We start from the raw sequence: 23747 nt of genomic DNA on the forward strand, positions 1-23747 counted from the left end.
AATAACGAATACACCTAGTTACATAAGCCTCGCTAGGTGAAGAAAAGGTCGTTTTCTTATTAGGGCAAGACACGGAATTGGATAATTATAAGTAAAGAAAAATGGAAAATATGTAGCTCAGCCTTATTTTTACTTTTCCATCTTTTCAACCCATCCGGAAATGAATCGTCTAAATGTTTTACAAAGCCTTTCCAGGCAGAAAAAGCTTAAGAACTACCTCGAGATTGGCGTATTAAACGGGCATATCTTCTTCAAAATACAAAGCCATTTCAAAGTCGCAGTGGATCCAATGTTCAAGTTTGATACATTGCGGAGAATTGGTAAAACCATCGTGAACCCGTATAATCTGACGAGCCAGTATTATGAGGTGACAAGTGATGATTTTTTTGAGCAGCACGCCCATCAGGTGTTTGCCAACAGGCCCATCGATCTATGCCTCATCGACGGGATGCATGCGTACGAGTACGTCCTGCGTGATATTGAAAATACACTCAAGTACCTGAGTGACGAAGGAGTGATCGTGGTGCACGATTGTAATCCTGTAACACCCCAGGCCGGAATAACTTTCCAGGAGTGGAATGGCCAGGGGTTCTGGAACGGTGATGTCTGGAAGGCTGTCCTGCACCTGCGTAGCTTAAATAAGGACATCAATGTATTTGTACTGGATTGTGATTACGGCCTGGGTATCATCACCAAAGGGAAGCCTGAAAATCCACAGAGTATGTCGGTGGCCGAAATCAAAAATCTCAGTTACCAGGACCTTTCCGAAAACCGGGAGCAGTGGCTAAATCTTAAGCCTAAGGAATATTTCTACGAATACTTTAAGATACCCCGGCAGTAGCGGATTTTCAATTTTCTTATTATCCAATACATTGGATAATAAGAAAATTGATTTTTTGTTTTTGTGAGTTAGTATTGATGAGCTTTAATTTTATTCTTTACTATTAAGGTGAGGCTTGTGTATGTATAAATTGTAATCATATATTACTTATAGATGCTTCCGGCCGGAGAGAGTAGGTGCGATGAGTAATACACGTTGCCTTTATTATTAAAAGCTTATTAGACTTCTGATGTGAGTTGGGATGAAATTAATTCATTAATTTGTAACTAAGATATTACAACAGGCCGTACAGCGCCGATGGCCTGTTTTAGAGAAATTGTTATTCCTCCAAAAAGATAATTTCAAAAGCTTTAACTTATGCATTCTTTTGAATTGGAGTACTTTGAAAAGTCGTCTGATGCCTTTTTGCTTTGTCGGAAACGGAATGGGGAGGATAGCTTATTTGAGGTTACCTGGGTTAATTCACAAGCCAAATCCGTACTGGGTTGGATAGCAGAATTCCCCACTCCCTTTCCCATAGAACAGCATATACCCTCAGCTGTACTACAAAAAGCACTTGTTCAAGCAAATACATCCAGTCAAAAACAATCAGGCTTATTGGTAGGGCTTCCTGCTGCAGACCTTGAATCACCCCTGGCCTTTGAAGTAACTCCCCTTTCCAGCACCTTATTGGTACTTGTCAAAAAAGAATTACAAAATAAACTGTTGATCCAGGCACTGGGAGATCAGTTACTTTCTACCCATTTAACCGGAGTAGTAGCTCTTGATGCCTTACGGAATCAGGAAGGGTTAATTGAAGACTTTAGCTTAACATTTCAGAACCAGGACCCACGTAATTATCCATTTTTAGGAATTTTGGGCAAGGAAGGCGAATGCCTGAACGATTGGGTGAATCAACCGAAGGAAGTAAGTCAGTTTAGCCATTTTGTTAAAGTCGTTGAAACCGGTACTCCCTATGTCCCGGAAAAGTACTACTCCGAAAAAGATCAGACCTTTCAACTAGCTGTAACCAAATACGGGGATGGTGTTCTGGTGAACTATTACGACCGAACGGCAAAACAGCAGGTTGAACGCAAGCTTGAGCTCCAGTCTCAGGTGCTGCAACAGCTGATAGACTGCAGCCAGGATATCATTGTGCTATGGGAGCCGGTACGAGACGCCGAAGAAAATATTATTGATTTAAAAGCTTCCCAATTCAATAAAGCGGCGCTATGTGAAGGCTTTTTCTCGGCAGAAGATTATCAAAAGGGGACTCTTACGCAGATGTCTACTGGTGCGAAGGAGTTTATTCCTCAGTATGCTCAGGTACTTCAGACAGGTATACCCCTTAGGGTGGAAAGACATAATAGAAGAGAAGGCAAAGACCTTTGGACGGATGTTTCGGTTAATAAACTGGAGGATAAGCTATTGATGTTTGTCCGGGATATTACCCAACAAAAGCTGGCTACTTTGGAAGTGGAGGAGCAGAATCTTCTTTTAGAAAATATCCTGAATAGTACCGAAAACTATAAACTTGTTGCTGAGGCCATACGGGATGAATCTGGTTGCGTTATCGACTTTCGGATAACCAAAGGGAATAATGGCACAATACACACCCTCCAAAGCCTTTTTGGATTTAATACTATTGGTTATTCCATCAGGCAGCTGGTTGGAAAAAAAGCCAAACTATTTGAACAGGCTATTCAGGTGATGGAGACAGGCCTGCCTTACATTAAGGATCGCTGGCATAATCGCATAACCGATAGCTGGTATAAGTTCACTATGCATAAGCTGAATAATGGAGTTGTCATTACCTATGTTGATATTACTGCCATTCAAAAAGCCTTGCTTAATGTCCAGCATCAGAAAGAGTTGGTAGAAGGGGTACTTGATAGCTCCATTAATGGCATACTTGCGATGGAAGTGATAAAAGATGGCCAAGGCCAAATTGAGGACTTCAAAATTGTATTGGCAAATCAGGCGGCAGAAACTTATACCTTCTTAACCAATGCTGAGATAGTCGGAAAAACGTACCTTTCCCTGTTTCCCACCGCCAGGGAGGTAGGCTATTTTGCCAGGATGAAACAGGCTGTTGAGGCGAGTGTACCTTTCAGGGCTGAAGTGTCTTTTCCGTCTCCTAAACTGAACACGATTCGATGGTTCACCCTGTCTTTAACACAGACTGGCAAAGGCCTGGTCATTCTTACCTTTATGGAAACTACTGATCAGGTACTGCTGCGGCAAAATCAGGAACTACTTCTGGAAGAATTACGACAGTCCAATAAAGACCTGGAGCAATTCGCTTATATAGCTTCTCACGACTTACAGGAACCAGCGCGAAAGATCAGCTCCTTTTCCAAAATGGTGGTGAAACAATTTACACCCTTACTGCCCCCGGCAGGAATAGACCTGCTAAATAGGATGCAGTCAGCCAGTATACGGATGCAGGATCTGATTGATGGGCTGCTAACCTACTCCCAGTTTTCTACTCAGAAGGAGTCCCATCAACCCGTTTCCCTCCACGCTCTTGTCCAAAACATTCTGTCAGACCTTGAAAGCAGGATTGAAGAGAAAAAGGCCCATATACTACTAGCAGAGCTACCCGATACAGAAGGGAATGCGATTCAACTCAGGCAACTGTTCCAGAACCTAATCAGTAATGCCTTGAAATTTAGCCATACTGATATACCCCCACAAATCTGCATAGAGTCGGGAGTGGCAACCCAGGAAGAGATCATTCAGTCAGGACTGGATATTGGGAGCTGCTTTCTGGCTGTTCGGGTGAAGGATAACGGCATAGGTATGGAACAGGATCACGGAAGAAGAATATTTGAGTTGTTTGTCCGACTGCAAGGCCGGAGCCATTACCCGGGTAGTGGATTAGGATTGTCTATATGCAAAAAGGTGGCAGAGCTGCATGGAGGTGGCATCACTGTGACTAGTACTCCGGGCGCAGGAAGTACTTTTGTTGTTTTATTACCATCGCCCCACTAAACTTTCGGGTGGATATATTTTCCTGTTTACAACGGGGATAGCTGGTTATCAACTGGATAGTACGTCTCATCTACATTGGGATTTTGACAAAAAGTTGGAAAGTCCGGGACGTTTACCTGACCTCCGCAATTTGTATAGATAAATCGCCGGAAAGTCCTTTGTTTTTCAATTCGAACACAATCCGGTTTACCTCCTTTCCCAGGTTGTTGACCAGTCTCGGATCTTCCACCTTAATGTTTTCAATGCTTGCCGCCAGCAATTCCGGGTTATATTTCATTTCCAGGGTATACCCATCTCCGGACAAATGTATGGTCCCCGGCTTTACGATCTTATTCGGCAGCCCTGTCATAAAGTGCAATTTGTTCTGGCCCGTGTTGGCTGCCAGTTCATACCGGTCCAGGATGGTAAACTTCTTTCCCCGCTCCAGTGCATAGCCCCGGCTCCAGGATTTCACTTTGGCCTCTTCAGTATAGGCTTTCGAAATGTCTGTTATAAAGCTGACCCTATCTTTCGAGGTCATATATTTTGAATTATGAGCTCTGAACTTGATCCCATCCTTCTGGCCCTGCCCGTTGATCACCGGCAGGTTGTGGTAGTTAGACTGCATGGTCCAGATATTGTACCTGCCCCGGCCAAAGGTTTCCCGGGTGTAGGTACCAACGCCCAGATCCAGGAAAACCGGATCTCCGTTAAAGTAAAGCATAAAAGTACCCACATCGTTGTGGTTATGCTGTTCGCCGTTACTACCCCCTTTGGCCGTAAAATAAAAACCGTCAGTCGTTCCCGGTTTATCGCGGGCGATCACCACATCCCAGTCCGGAAAGTGAAAATCAGAGATCAGGGGTTCGACGGGGTTGGTACCGGTCCAGTCTACGGGGGTGAACAGGTTTTCCAAGTTTTCGCCAATTCGTCCACCCAGTGGCTTTTCATTTTCGCCCGCTATTTTATTCAGGTAGGTGGCAAACGATTTCATTACCGGGTCCTCAATGCGGGTCCCGATCCGGTAAATGGAGGCTGGGCTACGTTCTATTTTGACGGCGGCATCGGCATAGTTGGTAAAGTACATGCCTTTGCTGATGTAGACCCGGTAAATATACCGGCCCATTTCCTTTACTTTCTCGTTTTTAAAAATATTAATTTTGCCCTCACTGGCCTTGTGAACCATTTCCAGGTAGCTGTAGAACCTTCCGACCGCGCTACCCCAGTACCCGGGGCCTTCGCTGCACGAACCATCCTGAGGATAATTGTTAATAAAGACGTCCACCGAGGCCAGATTTTTGTAGACTGCGTCCGCTTTTTTCACCGGGTCAGTTTCCATCAGCAGGATGCAGGTGAGCACGTTGTAGTTCACCCAGGGATTCCAGTTGTTGACATTTCCATCGGCCTGCCATCCGTACAGCCACCAGAAGTCATTCCGCACGTAATACGGATCTAGTACTTTCTTTTGGAGTTCGTTTTTCAGCCTCCTAGAGATAACCGGGCTTATTTTATCGAATTCCTCGTGCAAAAAATACCAGGTCCAGGCCAGGTCGGCCGCCATATCCCCAACCGCCAGATCAATAATCGGATCCTCATTATCCGGCAATACAGTCGTAGGTTTGTCAATGGACCCTTCGTGTCCATATAAATAAAAATGGGCAGAAGATCCCCAGTAGGTCCTTTCACAGATATCAAATACGCCGTTAATTAAATCGTCAATAAATCGTCCTTTGCCTTCGATCAACTCGGCCATCAGCAGGGATCGGTAGGCTTGGCTGAATTCCACCCGTTTGTTGTCCACCACCGCCCGGTTTCCGGTTCGGGTAAATTCAAGATAGTCGGTAGCCTTAATGGCCGGCCACTCGTAGCCCAGGTACTTCTCCCCCTGCGCGATAGCCATTTTCCTGACCTCCGGGGGAAGCTTTTGCCAGGCGCTTCGGTCGGTATAAGCAGGGTACTTGATCCAGCTATTGTCCCGGGCGATAAATTTAATGATATCACCCCTGGAATAGGTAGTGGTGATCACGTTTTTGTATTCCTGGGCATAGGTGGATGACGCAAATACAATACAGATCATCAGGAGCAGGATTGGTATTCCTTTTTTCATAAGGCTTCTGTAATTTCTTTAAACTTTGTTTTCCAAACTTTTCTAAGGGGTTCAACCCAACCCTGAATAACCTGTACTTCCCGTCCGGCTCCTCTACTATGGTAAAGCCCAGGGTCAAAACAATAAAAACCAGGCAACAAATTTTTTTACCCCTCCCTGCTAATTAACCTGTTTGATTTCCTGCTTCCACTTCTCCACTAAACCAAGCATCTCCTTCACAATTCCAGGGTGCTGGGATGCAATATCTGTCTTTTCCCCGATGTCCTTTCTTAAATCAAATAAGGTTGGCGGAGTATGATCGAGCGGGGCCACTATCTTCCAGTCGCCCATGCGGGCATAAACCGGGCGGGATTCCCCGCCTTGCCAGAACAGGATTTTATGGGGATCTTCTTTTTTCCGCCCCGTCAGAAAGGGAAGCAGGTCAGTACCATCTGATTTTGTTTCGGGAGCATTAGCAGCCACCCTGAATGTTTCGTACAGATCAAGCGTGTTAACCGGTCTTGTATACACCCGATTGGCTTCTATCTTACCTGGCCACCTGATAATAAATGGTACCCGGATCCCTCCCTCCAGAAATTCAGCTTTTCTTCCGGACAAAGGCCCCGCCGAGCCCACAATGGTGGAAGGCCAGCTTTCAGGCCAGTTAAAGGCAGGATAATTTCGTCCCCATTCCGGTCCGTTATCACTGATGAACAGAACCATTGTGTTGTCAGCCACACCTGATTTTTCCAGTTGTCTTAGAACTTTTCCTACATTCTGGTCCAGGGAATGAACCATAGCGGCATATAGTTGCATTACCTCCGGTGAAATATGTTTGAATTTGTTCTTTAGCTCCAGTGGCGCCTGCCACGGGGCATGGGGCGCGTTGAAGGCCAGATACAGAAAGAAAGGTTGCGGTTGTTCGGATTGTTCTTTGATAAACTTTACAGCAGCATCCCCGTGAAGATCCGTAAGGTAGGGCATATTCTTTTTACTGCTCCACCCATGTACCATGGGTGATCCCAAATGACCAGGAAACTGACCCTCCGGGCCGGGAAAATAATCCGCTGCCCCTTTGAGTTCATTAAAAACATCATCAAAAACTGATTTTGCCGGACGGTTGATATGCCATTTACCAATGTGAGCGGTGCGATACCCCGCTTTTTTTAACATCTGTGGCAAAAACAAATGGTCTTTTGGGATGATAGCCTGGGGAGCAGTCGTATTGCTGTACGCACCCATGCGTTGCTGGTACCTACCCGCCATCAGCCCCAGACGGCTCGGAGCGCAGGTAGCCGCCGAAGCGTACCCATCGGTACAGCGTACACCCGCCGCTGCCAGTTTGTCAATATGGGGGGTAGGCGTAAGTTTGCTCCCATAACAACCTACATCGCCATAGCCCAGGTCGTCCACAAAAATCAGGATAATGTTGGGCCTGGTTTCTGGTTGCGCTTTCAGGGATCCGAAAAGTATAGCCAACAGCCCGATCAGTACCGAGAGGCGGAAGCAAAGCGTTCGATGCATAATATTTAATGTTTTAATTCCCGAATCTGAACCCTTTTTACCAGTCCGGATTTTGGATCATTTTAGATCAGGAGGCACTCGTAACAAAAAGGTATTTTATACGTCCTCGCCCGTACTCTGGTGAAAGGCCATTAGTACATCACTCCCTGACCCATCCAGCTGGGTTTAGCCCTTCCGGGTCAGACCACCTACTTCAGCCATGCAATTACCGTGGAGGCCATGTCTTCTGGCTTGACGGCATATTTGATCCAGGAAGTAACCGCAGGTTGTCGGCCTAGGGCATCGGCGTAGGCTGACTGAATGGCTTGCTGACCGATTTCCGTATCGGTGGCATCAACAGGGTTTACCAGTAACAGATTCTTCGTTGCCAGGCCCGCCACCAGGTCGGGCAGATCGTACGCATGGATCGCTCCGGCCACCGCCGACATGGCAAATTTGGGTTTGTACAGCCTTTCTTCTGCGATTGATTGGTAAGATACCAGTGGGTTCAGCAGGATAACGCGGTCAAAGGGGTTGCTGAAAGTAGCCGCATGCAACAAGTCCGAGGTCAGGGTTCCGGAGGCCGCTGCAACCAATGGTCCGGCGGAAACCCTGGACATCTTAATGAACTCGGCCAGAATAGCAATTTCAGCCGCCCGTACAGCCACCAGATTCTGGTGCGTCTGGATGCCCATAAACCACAAATTTAAAGGAGTTTCCTCAATCACAGAATCTCCTCCTTTCATATAGCCATTGCCCAACTCGCCGATGCCACTCAAATCAGGAAGGATTACCTCGTAGCCCTCCCGGGTCAGGCGGTCCGCCCACTCCCCGGTCCCTGCGGCCATGGCCTTCCCTCTGTCGTCCAGAAACAGAATAGCTTTTCCGGTACTTGTGGCTGGCTTCAGCCACAAGACGGGCACATAGTAGTCACCGGACCCTTTCACCAGGTATTTTTCGAGATGGTAATTGGGGCGTGCGGTTCTTCCCGAAAAAATCACCGACCCACCGGTGGGAGGAGTCTTATACCCAGAAAGGGAAATTGCCGCGGTACGGATATTTTTAAACGCAGTCGGATCTTTTTTTCTCCTTTGGTCTCTTTTCTGTAGCACATCCTGGGTGTATTTTTTATTCATAGCAAACAGCGACTGGCCTTTCAGATGCTTATGGATATTACCTTCGGGGGTCACGTACAAGTCTTCTACCGGGAAAAGTTCCACCTGGCTGTCCTCAGGATTACCCGGATTATTGAGATATTTTTGAAAAAAAGCAAAAGCAGCTTCCCGGTTTTTAGGCGTAGAGGCATGGGCCGCATCATCTTCCACCTTATTTAAATGACCTGCCTTTCCAAATGCTTCAAATGCCTTCCGGGCCTCTAAGTAGGTATCCCTGACACCCTGGATGCTGAACATATCCCGCGTAGTACTGACAATCAGGGTGGGTTTAGGAGCCCTTACTTCAATAAAATCCGCCAGATCAAGGCCCTTTTCTATGCCATGGAGCAAATTCTGTTCGGCATCCTGAGGACCATTGGACAGGAGCAGTTTGTCAAAAGAAGTAATATAGCATTCAGGGGCAGAGGCCAGTACCCGCTCATCCAAAGCGGCAATATAGGCCGTTTGGGTACCTCCGCCCGAACGCCCTGTAACTCCAATCCGGGACGCATCTACCTCGGGTCGGCTGATGAGGTAATCAATAGCCCTAATGCCATCCCAGGTGAAATAGTTGGCCGGTGAAATACCCGTTATGAATGTTTGCACACCAGCATAGGAATGCTCCTTGGTGGGGGCAGATTTACCCTCCAGGTCCCGGTAATCCCGGCGTTCCCCCTGCCCGATGGGATCAAAGGCCAGTACGATAAATCCTTTTTCTACATAATTCAGAATCGTATGTTGATATACATCGCTTCGGAAACCTGCAATATGATGCCCGCTGCAGTACAGGATAGCGGGTGACTTGCCTGATGTGTTCTTGGGAATAAAAAGCGCGGCGGTAACAAAATAACCCGGCTGGGACTCGAAATATAATTTCTCTACTCTGAAATCGGCACGCTCAACGGTACCCGTAACTACGGGGTTGAGTGGTGTTTTGGGAGGAAAAGGACCGAAAGCCTCGTTGAGTCTGGCCCTGACAAATGCCTGTCTCTTCTGCCAGTCCTCTTTCGTTTTCAATTTACCTACTGCCGTTTTTCGCCTGTTTAACTGATCGGAAGCCTGACCGTACAGGTGTTTGTAGAGGGATACGGAGGGAACCTCTGGGAATGATTTCCAGTAGGGAAAAACCGATAGATCAGCCTGGGCAAAAGCCCAAAAGGGATTCAGCAAGGCAAGAACCAGGTAAAGAGCCCTGGCTTTCCTAACCACAAGATTCAGATTCATTAGAAAAGTAAGTAAGTTGAATGACAACTTTCATGGATTTAAGGCAAAAGGTACAAAATGATTACCGGATTTGGCCACCTCCGCACGCAATGACAATGTATTGCCTGCTCTTTACTGAGTAAGTAGCCAGACTTGCATAAACGGCTGCGGGCAATCAAAAATTCCAAACGATCCTTCCCGTGTATTCATCGAATGCCCTGAAATGTTCGTCCTTGAAGGCATTTGACTAGGTATTATTTTTCAACTTTTGAATGACTTAACCTATCCTACAACCTTACTACTTCTGGGGCGTTTCTTCGCTCTGTTCCCGCTTTTGTTTCCTGAAATAATCATTTACATTGTATTGAGATGCGGCCGCCCATTTGACATTGGTCGTTGGCAGGAATTGCTTGAGCTCCTCCTTTACTTTTTCGTATTTTTTCTGGTAAGCTACATTCTCCCATTCGTTCGGGTCCTTTTTTACCAGGTATAACTCTTCGGTTCCGTCTTCGTATCGTATGTATCGATATTCCCTGGTTTTGACCGTATGGTTATTACGTCCCCAGGTTGAAAGAGCGGGATGAAACCATTTAGCCTTAGGTTGTTTTAGCAGGGGGTACAGACTCCGGGCTTCCAGATTCTTGGCAGAATTTAATCCACAGAGATCGGTTAAAGTGGGATAAATGGAGAATAGCTCTACGGGGGCGTCAATTTTAGTATTTTGGGGAATTCCGGGACCTGAAAAAATCAAGGGTGCCTTAGTAGCCCGATCCCAAAGGCACACTTTGGCAAAGGTACCTTTCTCCCCCAGTCGGTAGCCATGATCCGACCATAAAACGACAATGGTATTTTTTGCATGGGGGCTTTTCTCCAGTGCATTAAGTACCTCCCCAATGTAATGATCCACAAAGGACAGACTCGCCAGGTAGCCCTGCATAATATTTTTCCATTGCTTATTCTCAATGGCCCATTCGGTGGTAGGCATCATCGATAACTCATCAATATCAAGGGCAATGGCTGGTAAATCTTCCCGGTCCGCTTTCAGGTAGGGAGGTAGGGTTAGTTTATCGGGGTTGTACAAGTCGAACCACTTCTGAGGGACGTACCAGGGCACGTGCGGTCGCAGAAAACCCACTGTAAGAAAGAAGGGCTTATCGTAGGTCCGGTTAAGACGTTCTACGGCCCATTGGGCAGACAGGTAATCAGGCATTTGTTCATCCTTTTCCGGAAAAGCCCCCCAGTCCGTTGATGTACCCTTTTTCTTCCAATGAAAAGGTTGGGCGGGGGAGGGGCCGAAACCGTTTACCCGCCCCCCGCTTTCATCCAGTAATCCATCCGGAGCGTGCTCATGAAAGATTTTTCCTATTCCCATGGTGTAGTAGCCACTATCCTTAAAATACTGGTGCATGAACACCGTTTTACGGGTAGCCTCATTGGTTTCCTTTACCAAATTGTCGTCAATAAAACCGTAAATGCCGGTCGTGGAAGGCCGCAGTCCAGTCATTATGGCGGCCCGGGAAGGACTACACATGGGGGACTGACACTGGGCATTGGTAAACAGAGCTCCGTTCCTGATCAACTTGTCCAGGTTTGGGGTGAGGGCGTCCGGATGTCCCATGCCCCCAATGAAATCATTCATATCGTCTACACAGATCATCAGGACGTTGGGGGGCTGCGGCTTTTGGGCGAACCCCCTCAGGGGTATTCCGGACAGAAGCAAAACCAGAAGTAGGAAATCCCTCATTGAATCGAACAGGTTAAAGGCGAACGAAAATTCTTTTAAGGTAAAAATTCTTTAATTAATAGCCCGGATTCTGGGTCCAGCCGTTGAGTCTGATTTCGTCCAGAGGAATGGGCAATAGATAATCCCTGGCCGGGTCTACTTTCCGGGCTTCCAATGCGTTGGGACCAGTAAATACTTGTTGCAGAATACCCCAGCGCTTTATATCATACCATCTCTTAAACTCAAAAGCCAATTCCAGTCGCCGTTCTTCCCTGACCAGACTGATAAAAGAAGCGGTGTTAATGGTAGGAGAGACCTCTGCTGGAAAATCTTTCATTTTGGTTCCGGTAAATCGCGCCCGTTCCCTAACCTGGTTTACGTAGCCAATGGCCTCCGGCGTGACGCCTTCTGATTCGGCTATGGCTTCCGCCGCCATCAGCAATACATCGGCATAGCGGTAAATATGGTAATCGTTGTCGGCCCGGCGGTCATCACCAGCGCTCTGGGTACCGGGAAAACGAAAATACTTGGCAATGTGCGGGCGTTTGACAGAGGCACGGGCGGCCTGGGTGATCGCCGTTTTGACACCATTGACCATGACAGAATCTTCCAGGCTCACGGCCCGGCGGTAATCGCGGGCATCCCAGCTTTGGTACACGTTCATGGTAGGCACCACCACCGACAGGCTGCGGTCAAACAGGCCCCGCATCCGGGTTTGGGAAATCAACCAGTCTTCGTTCACCCCACCATCGGCAATGGTATTATGCCAGTCAGTAACAAAAATCGGTTCTTTCAGCGAACCCGCCAGTGCCCCGTTAAACAGATTCTGGTAGTTGCGTTCGAGCGAATAGTTATAAAGGCCCTGGGCATTGGTGATGACGTACCGGGCTTCCGCTGCGGCTTTGTCAAACTGTTTCAGCGTAAGGTATACATCTGCCAGTACAGTGGCCGCCGTTCCGGAGGTGGCCCGGTTTCTCACATCCCCGGTATGCCGGGCAGGTAAGTGCTGCTTTGCAAAAAGCATGTCATCCACGATTGTCTTGTAAATCTGGTCAACCGGGGTGCGGGTTACTCCCACGAGTTGTGCAGTAGATTCTACCGGGCTGTCCAGGTAAGGTACATCGCCGTAGAGCCGCACCAGATTGAAATAAGAGAAAGCGCGAATAAAGCGGCCTTCGGCCTCCAGCCGCGTCTTGATTGCCTGGTCTCCGGACACCGTCGGGATGGCCCTGAGCGTAGTGTTGGCGGCAGAAATGGTACGGAAAAAGGCATTCCAAACGTTTCTGGAAATGGGATTTTCTGAATTCATGTTGAATTCATCAACCTGCTTCCGGTCAGCGGTGGTCCCCTGATCCCCAATGGCAGCCATATCGCTGCGAAGCATGAGCAGGATGGACAATTCCCGACCGTACAAGTTCACCGAAACAAACTGGCTATAGGCACCGTACAGGCCGGCCTCTACGTCCGGTATGGTTTTAAAGAACGATTCCGGAGCCAGCAGCCCCTTGGGCTCTTCCACCAGATCGGTGCAATGAGTAAAAGTAAGTGAAATGAAAAGCAGCGTTAAAAGGAATACTTTTCTGGATGGATGCTGGAGGAAATTTTTCATGTTAAAATCCCAGGTTTAGGCCGATTGTATATGATTTTACATTGGGATAGCTGTCATAATCGCCGCCCAGATTTAAGTTTCCTTGTCCTTTGTAGGCTACTTCGGGATCTACGCCCGAATAGTTGGTAAAGGTCAGGATATTTTGCGCACTTACGAACAGCCGGGCATTCCGTACCCTTATGCGCTTAAGTAGTTCAGGCGAAAATGTATAACCCAGAGCCAGGTTTTTGAGCCGGATATAGGTACCGTCTTCTACAAAACGGGTGGAGGACCGGTTAGTACGGCCAGTTACGGCCTTGGGGACGTTGGTGTTCGTATTTTCCGGAGTCCAGCGCCTGAGGGCATCCGTAGTAGCATTGGTGATTCCGGCAAGCCGGTCGAGTTCCATTTTGGTAAAGTTGTATATATCTCCGCCCATACTAGCCTGGAAAAATACACTCAGATCGAAATTCTTAAAGGATACATCGTTATTGAGGCCCCAGATATAGTCAGGATTGGGATTGCCAATAATCGTGCGGTCCAGCGTAGAAAGTTGCCCGTCCTTATTTAAGTCCCGGAACTTCTCCCCTCCGGCTAACTTTTCAAATCCGGCACCGGGTATGATTTCGTCCGAAGTCTGATAAACCCCATCGTAGATATACCCATAGAAACTACCCACCGGCTGTCCTTCGCGCAGAATAGAAGTAACACCAGCGGCAAGTACCCCGGGGCCGCTGGAAAACTCCCGGTCAAGGCCTCCTGGAAGAGCAAGTACTTTATTGCGATTAATGGTCAGGTTAAAGCTCGTGGACCATTTGAAGGCGTTGACCAGATTGCGGCTGTTGACCAGGAATTCAAAACCTTTATTTTCGATTTTTCCTAAATTTTCTACCCGGTTCGAATAACCGGAAAATGAAGGAATCGGGACTGTAAAGAGCAAATCCGAGGTTTGCTTATTATAATAATCTCCCGATACATTGATCCGGCCACCGAGCAAATCAAGGTCTGCTCCAATGTCAAACTGAGCGGTGGTTTCCCACGTCAGGTCTTTGTTGGCAATGGCTGTGGGCCGTACTGCGTTCACCACCGAGCTTCCGAAGGAGAACAGTACCGGTGATATCCGGGACAGCGACTGGTAGGGACCAATGGCCTGATTGCCGGTAAGTCCATAACTGGTTCGGAGTTTCAGAGAACTTATCAGGTTGTTTTCCGGGAAAAAGTCTTCGTTTGAGACGTTCCAGGCAAAAGCGCCCGAAGGGAAAAAAGACCACTTGTTTCCGTCGCTGAACTGCGAGGCCCCGTCGTAGCGGCCCGTGGCCGTAAACAGGTACCTATCCCGGAAATTGTAGTTGAGCCGGGCGTAGTAGGACACGATCTCTGAGGTAGTAGTGTTCGAACTGGCCGGTTGCCAGTTCGAGCCCGCATCCAGGTTCCAGAAGCCAAAGGCGTCGGTGATAAACCCGCGGTTGGAAGCCGAAAAATCTTCTGCGTTAAACTTCTGGTACGAATAGCCCGCCGCCAGACCCAGGGTATGTTGTCCGGCCAGGGTTTTGGAATAGTTGAAATAATTTTCGTTGATTAAATTAAGCCTCCGCCCCGTTGAAAGGATACCCGAGCCATTGGCCGAAAGTCCCTCACTCGAAATACGGTTGTTGTATTGTCCGTTTCGTCGGTTCGTAAAACCGATACCGAGCGTAGAGTTGAAGAAAAGATCATCCAGAATTTTATACCGGAGTTGCAGGTTGGTCTGCATATTTTCGTCCACATTTTCAATGGTCCTTCCGTCGATCACGGCCATAGGGTTCTCGTAGGGAGCAGTTCCTACGTTACTGGTCGTATAAATACCGCGGTTGTCCAGAATCCCGCGGTTAGGCTCAAACCGCTGGGCAGAGGCGATCACGCCCGCGTCATTGGCCCCGTTGGGGTGCTGACTGTATATCCCGTCCTGTTTCCCCCGACGTAAAAACGTATTGATACCGATCGTCAGGCGGTTGGTTGCATCAATACTGATTTTGGAATTCAGTGAAATTCGGCTGTATTCGGAGGTCTTGATGATACCCTGCTGATCAAACATGGCCGCTGAAACGTAGTACTTGACATTGCTGCCACCTCCCGAAACGGACAACTGGTTGTTTCGTATAAAACCCTGGCGGAAAATCAGGTCCTGCCAGTCGGTTTCTGCTTCGGGATTATTTACGTCATAATAGTTAGTATTTCGGGCTTCGTTAATGTACTTCGCGTAGTCACGGGCATTAAGGACAGCTAGTCGGCCTACTTCCTTTTGGGTAGAAAAAGAACTGTTCAAGGTAATTTGAGGCTTCCCGTTTGCCCCGGATTTGGTGGTAACCATTACCACACCATTTGCACCACGGGATCCATAAATGGCCGTGGAAGAGGCATCCTTTAGTACTTCAATGGAAGCTATATCTTCCGGAGGAGGCATAACCCCTCCCACCATACCGTCCACCACGATCAACGGATCACTGCTCGCATTGATGGAGGTAGCGCCCCGGACCCTGATCTTAAATCCGGCGCCGGGCTCTCCGTTTGTGGCCTGAATCTGTACACCTGCCGCGCGGCCCTGCAGGGCCTGCACGGCATCCAGCGCCGGATACGCTGTAAGCTGATCACTGTTGACACTAGACACCGCCCCGGTCAAGTCACTTTTTTTCTGCGTGCCATACCCAATAACCACCACTTCACTCAGCGCTTTGATGTCGGCAGCCAGTTTGACAGTATAGGTACTGCTGTTGCTGATGGGTACTTCCTGCGACGTATACCCGACAAAACTGAATACCAGCACCTGATCCCGATCGGTTACCGAAATTTGAAACTGACCGTTCTGATCGGTGACGGTACCTCGCTGGGTGCCTTTTACCAGAACACTCACACCGGGCAGACTGCCTCCCTCCTCGTCGGTCACCTTCCCATTTAGGGTCCGGTCCGCCGGAGCCGCCATGCCGGAGTTTTCCGGTTTTGCAGCGGGAGCAGCGCCAGACTGTTTCGGTTCGCTTTTTAGAAGAATACGGTTATCCTTTACGGTATAACTAACCGAAAGTGGCTTTAAAAGTGCATTAAGTACCCAATCCAGCGATTTGTGGGAAGCGCTCAGGCTGACCTTTTGATTAACATTGATGCTGCTGGAACTGTACACAAAGCTTACACGGGTTTGCTCTTCAATGAGCCCAAGTACCTTTTTTAACTGGGTATTCTCCACATTGAGGGATACGTAGGTATCCTGAAGTACCTGACCGCGGCTGTCGTGGCCGTACGCAAATCCGCCGAGTAACAAACAAAAGCAAACCTGATGAATCGACCTTCTGAACCAGGTTCGGATCAGAGAAGGAGTTTGTAGATTTTTGTACATAGAAAGTGAATTTTTACTGAGTAGTTGACTTAATGACCCTATACTGGTTTTTTGGTATTCGTTAGGACGTACTTCTCCTGCCTCTTTTGTCGAAGAGTTTCAATCAAACGGAATGTAATTTTATGGCGGTCAGTGGCAGCCGCTACCGGAAATAAAAACGGTTACTCCTCGGATCTCATACGTGGCGTTGATCGACTCACTCAGCAGATGCAATTGTTCATACATGTCCAAACCTTCTAAATTACCCGAAAACCGGCAGTTGTTTAGTGAAGTATCTGCTACCATTATCTCTACCCCGTAAGAGGTTCGAATGCAGTTTAATACCTCCTCAACGGTGTTTTCAGTAAATAGAAAGGTAGGTTTGGATATTTGATTGTTAATAATTTCAGGCGAATCAATGATGCCTAACCGGATGGTTTTCTTTTCGGTGTCAAAAAGCACCTTCTGATTCTGCGTAATTATGACCCCTTCAAACTTGCCGTTTTTTTCGGGTTTACTGGCATAAACGGAAACCTTTCCGCTCTTTACGGATACTTCTATTTTGGTTTCCTGGGGCTGGGGTTTTATGCGGAAGCTGGTACCAAGTACTTCTGTAACCAGGTCGCCGGAATATACCTGAAAAGGGACTTTTTCATTTCTTTTTATGTCGAAAAAGGCTTCTCCGGTCAGGTACACCCGGCGGTTGTCTTTCCCGAAATTCTCATCAGCAATCAGGCGGGCATTTCTTTCTAAAAGGACGCTGCTTCCGTCCGCCAGGATCATTTTCTGGCTGGTACCGGAATTATTTCTGGTTTCCACACCCTGCTTGGCACTTGACCCAAGAGTAGTACCAGAGATAGGAGGGACAAACAGGTAAGCACCTGTAATGAGAAGAGCAATACAGGCCGCCGAAAGCCATACCCAAGGCGATATTCGTACCATCCGGGCGGAAGGAAGGGCTGAAGACTCCTTGATCCTGTTCCACAACCGCATCCGGACCCGTTCTACTTCCAGTTCATTTTCAAACACGTCCGGGATATCCGGCCGGTCCAGGGTGCGCTCTGCCCAGTATTCGAGCATACGTGTTTCTTCCGCTGAGCACTTTCCCCGCAAATATTTTTCAGATAGTTGATCAAATTCATATTTAGTCATGGTGGAAGATATCAATTATCAGAAGTGTAATTTTCTAACTGCTTACGCAGCAATTTTAAAGACTTGGTAATATGGTACTCCACCGCTTTTTCGGTCAAATCCATTTGGGAGGCAATTGTCTTCACTGGCATTTCATCTATTTTACTCATCCTGAAAATCCGGGCCGTCTTTTCGGGCATTCCATTGAGGATGTTTTCCACGGCCGCTGACAGATCATTCATGCCAATCAGTTCGCTGGTTTCAGAACTTTCCCAGACTCCACGAAGTACCTGGTACTCCCGGTACTTTCTCAGGTTGATCTGAGATTTTATAAATTTGTTGGTCAGGTTCCGGGCCGCTATCAACAGGTACACCCGAAGACACTGAATGTTGGAATGCTGACGATTGGCCCATAGGCTCAGCATCAGGTCGTGGACAATTTCTTCGGTATCTTCCTTTGAACCCAGCTGCTGAAATACATACCCATAGATTGGCCGCCAATACCTCCGATAGATGATTTCGTAGGCATTGGCATCATTCGTCCTGAGGAGGGAGACCAACTCTTCATCGGTCAGTTTTGGGTCTTGCATAACACAGCCGCCTTATTTTCGGATAAAGGTTCACTTTTAGGGCCAAATCCCTAAAAAGATTCTACTTTTTTTTAGAATATTTTTATTTGGGCGTCTATATACGCTGGAACACTAAGGGAGCACCGCATTTTGTCTTTCTATCCGGTACTTGTTCTGATATTTAATCCGGCTCAATAAAGTCTTCTACTGGTACCCGTAAACGGCTGGGTCGAAATCACTTCCAGCATCAGGCGCTCAACCAGGCACACGTCAGGCAGACCCGGTTGCTGGGCGCATTAGGTTATATGGTTAAGCCGGTTGGCTATATCCAGCTGGTGCAGGCACTTGGTCATGTACTTGCAACACCAGTGGCTGACAGCAACTATTTCTACTATCATAGCAAAACCCGCTGCTGACCCAACCTAATGCCCTTGCCCGTAGTTATAGTACCAGTTCATGCAGACATTTTACCTAAGTGCCAATAGGTGAATAAAGGGTAATTTTTTGTGTTGTTTAAAAAATGGTAATGTGACCGAAAGTAGATTCACAAGAATATTATAGCTCTCTATAATTAAGAGTACATTTTTCACTTCAAGATTTCTTCAAAAAGTAATCTGAACTTAGTAGTTGCTATGAAATTACTAATCGTTGAAGATAATCAGGAACTCTCCCGGAATATTTATCAGTACCTTCTGAGGGAGGGATATATATGTGAAGTGAGCTATTCGGTACAAGAGGCTGAGGATAAATTACTCTGCTTTCCCTACGACTGTATCGTGCTGGATGTTATGCTACCGGATGGAAACGGTCTGGATCTGCTCAAATTTCTAAGGTCGGAAGGGATTGATAGTAGTGTATTGATTATATCAGCAAAAAATGCCCTGGATGATAAAATTCTGGGGCTTGATCTTGGGGCGGATGATTACGTGACCAAGCCGTTTCATTTGCCGGAATTGCACGCCCGGCTCAAAGCGATCTACCGGCGGAAGATTCTGCGGGGTGATCCCATTATTACCTGTAATGAGATTTCCATCAATACGAATACCCTGGAAGTTTCGGTGCAGGACCAGCTCCTGGACCTGACCAAGAAAGAATTCGATCTGCTCCTTTACTTTATAACCAACAAAAATCGGGTGCTCACCCGGCAGACCATTGCCGAGCACCTGTGGGGGGATTATACAGACAGCCTGGCCAATTTTGACTTTGTTTATCAGCACGTGAAGAACCTGCGAAAGAAGATAACAACCGCTGGCGGCAATGATTATATTGGTACAGTTTATGGTCTTGGCTATAAATTTAATGGGAATCTAGCATGAAAGGTATTCGTCTAAAACTGATCGATCAGTTTACGCTGTGGTTTTTAGCCATGACCGTAGTCGTGCTGGTAGCCGGCGGTATTATTGTGTTTATGAGCGTACAGAATGAGATCATCCGGGAAGATAGCCGCAGACTAAAAGATACAGTGCATTTGGTAGCCACCCGGCTGCAGCAAGGAGCCACAGTAGACCAGCAACAGGGGTATATGGTTAGGATTCAGGAGTTGAGCTACTTGGCTCCGGCCGTCCCTTTACACGTTCTGGATACGCTATTCTGGTTTCCTTCCCACGAACACTACGAGAGGCAGTTGATGGCTGTTGCCTCCTATAAAATCAAAGGCAAGCATTATCACATAGCCGCCTCCAATCTGGTGGCCGAGCCCGACGAGATAGCGGAGGGAATCGCTAAATCATTAAGCTGGATTTTTATCCTGCTGTTGGTGCTGGTAGGGCTTTTAAGCCGGTTGCTCTCCCGCAAGTTGCTGGCACCCTTTCATGAAACGTTGATCGCTGTACGCGGCTTTTCTTTATCCGGACAAACTCCTCTGCATCTAAAGAATACCCAGATCAGGGAATTTGAACAGCTGAATCGTTTTCTTGAATCAATGACCCAGAAGGCCATAATTGATTATAAGTCTCTAAAGGAGTTTACGGAAAACGCTTCCCATGAGTTACAGACCCCTTTGGCTGTCATACGGGGTAAACTGGAATTACTGATGGATTCGCCCATCACAGATCAACAGGCCCTACTGGTGCAGGCAGCCCTCGATTCGATTGAAAAGCTCTCAAAAACCAATGAGGCACTCACCTTACTGACCAGGCTGGACAACCGGGAATACCAAACTACTGAATCCATTGATATCAGCCGTCACCTCAGCAATGGAATTTTTCGTCTGCAGGAGTTATTCGAACTCAAAGGGCTCCTGCTGGAATACGACCTGGCTGATAACGTACGGGTTTGGCTACATCCAATCCTGGCTGATATCCTACTCAACAATCTGCTCAGTAACGCGATCCGTCATAATGTTCCGGACGGTAAAGTATCCATCACCTTAACGGAGACTTCCCTTGTTATCCAGAATACTGGTCTTCCCCCACAGATCGCTACCGAGCAACTGTTTCAACGATTCAAGAAGAGTAACCCCAGCCAGAACTCAACGGGGCTCGGGCTGGCCATTGTCAAGCAAATCTGCGATCTGAATGACTTTGATGTGAGTTATCTGTATAGTCAGGGGTGGCACCGTATTGAGGTTGTTTTTCGGAGGGGGCAGTTCGGGAAGCGGGGTATAACCGCCGAAAGAAAAAAGATGTTCAGCGAAAAGTGAGAAGCTCTCTTTTTTATGCCAAATGCCTAAAAACTGTTCAATGTGGTACTTTCCAGGTACCCAACAATTCTCCTGCTTAGTAAAAATTTTAATCATAAAGTAACAGGCTGATGCAGGTTTGGTGATAAAACCACAGGTACTTCAAATTCTCTACAAAATGTGTTTCTTCCTTTGGGTTGAAAAAGAACGCACTTGTGAATTATAGAAGTTATGAAGTACAGCCTATGTTTTCTGCCGGTACTGTTACTAGTATCCACCTCACTGGTCGCCCAGACTATTCCGCAAACAAGCAATGCCATCAAAGGAAGCTTAGTGGACGGAGCCCAAAAGCCCATTCCTTACGGGGCCGTTGCCCTGTATATGGCCGCTGACTCTTCACTCGTTACCGGTACTACCTCCGGGGAAACAGGGGAGTTTGAGCTTCTGGCTGAACCTGGCCTATATTACCTGAAAATATCCATACTTTCCTTTAAAGAAAAGATCGTTCCCAATCTAACGGTTACTGATCAGCCCGTACAGGTAGGGGCTATCACTTTACGACCCGATACCGAACTCCTCGAAGAGGTAACGGTACGGGGGGAGAGAAGTATGATGGAGCTACAACTGGATAAGCGAGTTTTTAACGTTGGGTCAGACCTGAGCAATATAGGAGGAAGTGCCGCTGAGATATTGGACAATGTACCTTCGGTGTCGGTAGATGTAGAAGGAAATGTAAGCCTTAGAGGGAGCCAGAACGTACGAATTCTGATTGATGGTCGTCCTTCGGGGTTGACCGGTATCAGCAGCCCTGATGCCTTGCGACAACTACAGGGCAACCTGATCGAGCGCATCGAAGTTATTACCAATCCGTCTTCCCGCTACGACGCCGAAGGGGAAGTAGGTATTATCAATATAATCCTGAAGAAAAACAGGAATCAGGGAGTAAATGGCTCCTTTACCGTAAATGTCGGTACGCCGGCCAACTACGGAGGATCGTTTGACATCAACTACCGGAAAAACAAAATAAACCTGTTTTCGAGCTATGGCGTGAACTACCGGTCCCGGCCGGGTTTCGGATCTTCCTATCAGTCCTTCACGGGTAGTGATTCCACCTTCTCTTACTCCGAAACCAACCGGCGGACCCGCGGAGGGATTTCGCATAATTTCCGGGTGGGGCTGGATTACTATCTGAATGATAAAAACGTTCTGACCGGCTCGGTGCTTTACCGCCGTTCCGACGGCCGGAATACTTCACGGTACGTGTACCGCGACTTTGGACCATTGGGAGAATTGATACAGACGACAGAACGCAATGAACGGGAAAGGGAGCCGGAGAACAATATCGAAGCGGCCCTTAGCTTCAGTAGGGAGTACGATCGGGCCGGACGTACCCTTACGGCCGATGTCAAATGGATCGTAAGTGATGAGGATGAGTTTTCTACGTTTCAGCAGGGAGTACTTGGTGGTCCTGTTAATTTGCGTCAAAGGTCCAGCAATACCGAAGATGAACGAAACTTCCTGTTTCAGGCGGACTATGTACATCCCTTCGGTGAAAAGAGCAAATGGGAAGCTGGCGTGAAAAGCACCTCCAGGGTACTTAATAATGACTTTCTGGTTGAACAGCAGGAAGAGGGTGAAGGCTGGCTGGCGTTACCCCGCTTTGACAATAATCTGATATATCGGGAAAACATCCATGCCGCCTACCTAATGGCAGGAAATCAATTCAGAAAGGTGTCGTTACAGGCTGGCTTAAGAGGAGAATTTTCGGATATTTCAACGGAGCTACCGGAAGAAAATCTGGTCAATCAGCGTACCTACTTTAATCTTTTCCCGAGTGTTCATCTTTCGTATGCGTTAAACAAGGACAAAGCCCTTCAGTTGAGTTACAGCTACCGCCTGAGCCGTCCGGGCTTTCGCGAACTACTGCCCTTTTCCGGCTTTAGTAACGCCCGCTCCCTGATGGTGGGAAATCCGAACCTGAATCCGGAATATACCCATTCGCTCGAGGCCGGACACCTGCTCAACTGGAGTACGGGCTCGCTGCTTTCAAGCATGTACTACCGCTACCGGTTGGGCGTTATCCAGCGGATCACCCTGGTTGATTCAGTAGGTTTTAACCGGATATTTCCCGTAAATCTGGCTACTCAGAATGCCTACGGCCTTGAATTTAACTACTCGAACACAATTAAGAACTGGTGGCGACTGAACGCGAATTTTAACTTTTACCGGGCTATAACCAGCGGTCGGTACCAGGATCAGCTACTGGAAAGTGATACTTACACCTGGACCAGCCGGGTTACCTCCAAGATGACAGTTCTAAGAAAGTGGGAATTTCAGGCCGGTGTCAACTACCGGGCCCCCCAGCAGATCCCCCAGGGACGAGAGCTCTCATCGTACGCCATTGACCTGGGACTTTCCAGAGACGTCATGAAGGGGAATGGTACCTTTACGTTAAGCGTTAGGGATTTACTTAACACCCGCCTGCGCCGGACTATTATTGAACAGGAAGGCTATTACTCCACCTCATCCTTTCAATGGAATGCCCGGCAGATACTGCTTACCTTCAACTACCGGTTAAACCGTAAGAAAGAGGCAAGAGAAAGCATGGATGGGGAAAATGAGGGTGAAAATTAATCCTGGAAGATAGGAGCGTACCTTTCAACCTTTTAATCTTTTTAAAGTTTTATACTGCTTTAGTGGTGGCTTTGACTGTGACCCGGCCAGTAGAGTCAACGACAGAGAGGCAGACGTGAAGCGTGTCTTTGCTGATATCCAGCCCCACGCAGTAACGCAGAAAAGAAGTCATACTAAGGGTATAAAAAGTAAAACATAGCTTACCTGACTGCTTTCCCGACTCAGGTCTTGAACTAAATTTGTACTATTTTAAACAAATAAGTAGTCGGTCAAAAATATGGATGTAATTTTTATCTTTCCTTCATGCAAGGAAAGAAACGATACATAACATTGAGTGCCGAGCAACGCGAGGCACTTGTTGAAGGCCACAAGCGGGGCAATAAGGCCACCTTTCGCC

The 23747-nt window shown here is 47.6% G+C and carries 13 protein-coding genes; 5 read left to right on the top strand and 8 right to left on the bottom strand.

Annotated elements, in window-relative coordinates; translation table 11 throughout:
• The first annotated feature begins 160 nt into the window (after positions 1-160).
• Together VGN67_RS01185 and VGN67_RS01190 are read left to right on the top strand one after the other, a co-directional pair.
• On the top strand, positions 161-841 hold the full coding sequence (locus VGN67_RS01185; protein ID WP_327484929.1) for a class I SAM-dependent methyltransferase: 681 nt from the start codon (positions 161-163) through the stop codon (positions 839-841).
• A 357-nt stretch (positions 842-1198) separates the two neighbouring features.
• Positions 1199-3814, top strand: a complete 2616-nt coding sequence (locus VGN67_RS01190) for a PAS domain-containing sensor histidine kinase (protein WP_327484930.1) — start codon at positions 1199-1201, stop codon at positions 3812-3814.
• Positions 3815-3926: 112 nt separating this feature from the next.
• Here the strand turns inward: VGN67_RS01190 and VGN67_RS01195 are convergent, their stop codons facing one another.
• The 8 genes from VGN67_RS01195 to VGN67_RS01230 all read right to left on the bottom strand — a co-directional run bounded on the left by VGN67_RS01195 (position 3927) and on the right by VGN67_RS01230 (position 18117).
• The gene (locus tag VGN67_RS01195; RefSeq protein ID WP_327484931.1) at positions 3927-5900 is read right to left on the bottom strand and encodes a heparinase II/III domain-containing protein; all 1974 of its coding nucleotides are present in this window, start codon (positions 5898-5900) and stop codon (positions 3927-3929) included.
• A 159-nt stretch (positions 5901-6059) separates the two neighbouring features.
• Positions 6060-7403 carry a sulfatase family protein gene (locus tag VGN67_RS01200; RefSeq protein WP_327484932.1) on the bottom strand — a complete coding sequence of 448 codons (1344 nt, stop codon included), beginning with the start codon at positions 7401-7403 and terminating at the stop codon, positions 6060-6062.
• Positions 7404-7591: 188 nt separating this feature from the next.
• A complete protein-coding gene (locus tag VGN67_RS01205; protein ID WP_327484933.1) occupies positions 7592-9553 on the bottom strand; it encodes an alpha/beta hydrolase in 1962 nt (653 codons plus the stop codon).
• Positions 9554-10037: 484 nt separating this feature from the next.
• A complete protein-coding gene (locus tag VGN67_RS01210; RefSeq protein ID WP_327484934.1) occupies positions 10038-11483 on the bottom strand; it encodes a sulfatase in 1446 nt (481 codons plus the stop codon).
• 55 nt (positions 11484-11538) lie between these two features.
• Entirely contained in the window at positions 11539-13071 is a 1533-nt protein-coding gene (locus VGN67_RS01215; RefSeq protein WP_327484935.1) for a RagB/SusD family nutrient uptake outer membrane protein, read from the bottom strand.
• Between the two features lies 1 nt (position 13072).
• Complete coding sequence (locus VGN67_RS01220) at positions 13073-16417, bottom strand: TonB-dependent receptor (protein WP_327484936.1); 3345 nt, start codon at positions 16415-16417, stop codon at positions 13073-13075.
• Between the two features lie 129 nt (positions 16418-16546).
• Complete coding sequence (locus tag VGN67_RS01225; protein ID WP_327484937.1) at positions 16547-17476, bottom strand: FecR family protein; 930 nt, start codon at positions 17474-17476, stop codon at positions 16547-16549.
• A gap of 83 nt (positions 17477-17559) precedes the next feature.
• The gene (locus VGN67_RS01230; protein WP_327484938.1) at positions 17560-18117 is read right to left on the bottom strand and encodes an RNA polymerase sigma factor; all 558 of its coding nucleotides are present in this window, start codon (positions 18115-18117) and stop codon (positions 17560-17562) included.
• A 611-nt stretch (positions 18118-18728) separates the two neighbouring features.
• Between VGN67_RS01230 and VGN67_RS01235 the strand changes: the two genes are divergently transcribed.
• The 3 genes from VGN67_RS01235 (at position 18729) to VGN67_RS01245 (ending at position 23350) form a co-directional block, all read left to right on the top strand.
• On the top strand, positions 18729-19412 hold the full coding sequence (locus tag VGN67_RS01235) for a response regulator transcription factor (RefSeq protein WP_327484939.1): 684 nt from the start codon (positions 18729-18731) through the stop codon (positions 19410-19412).
• Positions 19409-20737, top strand: a complete 1329-nt coding sequence (locus VGN67_RS01240) for a HAMP domain-containing sensor histidine kinase (protein WP_327484940.1) — start codon at positions 19409-19411, stop codon at positions 20735-20737. Before VGN67_RS01235 ends, VGN67_RS01240 begins: the two co-directional genes overlap by 4 nt.
• Positions 20738-20947: 210 nt before the next feature.
• A complete protein-coding gene (locus tag VGN67_RS01245; RefSeq protein ID WP_327484941.1) occupies positions 20948-23350 on the top strand; it encodes a TonB-dependent receptor domain-containing protein in 2403 nt (800 codons plus the stop codon).
• The last annotated feature ends 397 nt before the right edge of the window (positions 23351-23747 follow it).

This window comes from Telluribacter sp., from assembly GCF_035998675.1.
Lineage (GTDB): Bacteria > Bacteroidota > Bacteroidia > Cytophagales > Spirosomataceae > Telluribacter.

What these genes read in the sequence shown, in the direction of transcription:
- VGN67_RS01185 (WP_327484929.1), top strand. Translation starts at nt 161, where the DNA reads ATGAATCGTCTAAATGTTTTACAAAGCCTTTCCAGGCAGAAAAAGCTT.
- VGN67_RS01190 (WP_327484930.1), top strand. Translation starts at nt 1,199, where the DNA reads ATGCATTCTTTTGAATTGGAGTACTTTGAAAAGTCGTCTGATGCCTTT.
- VGN67_RS01195 (WP_327484931.1), bottom strand. Translation starts at nt 5,900, where the DNA reads ATGAAAAAAGGAATACCAATCCTGCTCCTGATGATCTGTATTGTATTT.
- VGN67_RS01200 (WP_327484932.1), bottom strand. Translation starts at nt 7,403, where the DNA reads ATGCATCGAACGCTTTGCTTCCGCCTCTCGGTACTGATCGGGCTGTTG.
- VGN67_RS01210 (WP_327484934.1), bottom strand. Translation starts at nt 11,483, where the DNA reads ATGAGGGATTTCCTACTTCTGGTTTTGCTTCTGTCCGGAATACCCCTG.
- VGN67_RS01215 (WP_327484935.1), bottom strand. Translation starts at nt 13,071, where the DNA reads ATGAAAAATTTCCTCCAGCATCCATCCAGAAAAGTATTCCTTTTAACG.
- VGN67_RS01220 (WP_327484936.1), bottom strand. Translation starts at nt 16,417, where the DNA reads ATGTACAAAAATCTACAAACTCCTTCTCTGATCCGAACCTGGTTCAGA.
- VGN67_RS01225 (WP_327484937.1), bottom strand. Translation starts at nt 17,476, where the DNA reads ATGCTCGAATACTGGGCAGAGCGCACCCTGGACCGGCCGGATATCCCG.
- VGN67_RS01230 (WP_327484938.1), bottom strand. Translation starts at nt 18,117, where the DNA reads ATGCAAGACCCAAAACTGACCGATGAAGAGTTGGTCTCCCTCCTCAGG.
- VGN67_RS01235 (WP_327484939.1), top strand. Translation starts at nt 18,729, where the DNA reads ATGAAATTACTAATCGTTGAAGATAATCAGGAACTCTCCCGGAATATT.
- VGN67_RS01240 (WP_327484940.1), top strand. Translation starts at nt 19,409, where the DNA reads ATGAAAGGTATTCGTCTAAAACTGATCGATCAGTTTACGCTGTGGTTT.
- VGN67_RS01245 (WP_327484941.1), top strand. Translation starts at nt 20,948, where the DNA reads ATGAAGTACAGCCTATGTTTTCTGCCGGTACTGTTACTAGTATCCACC.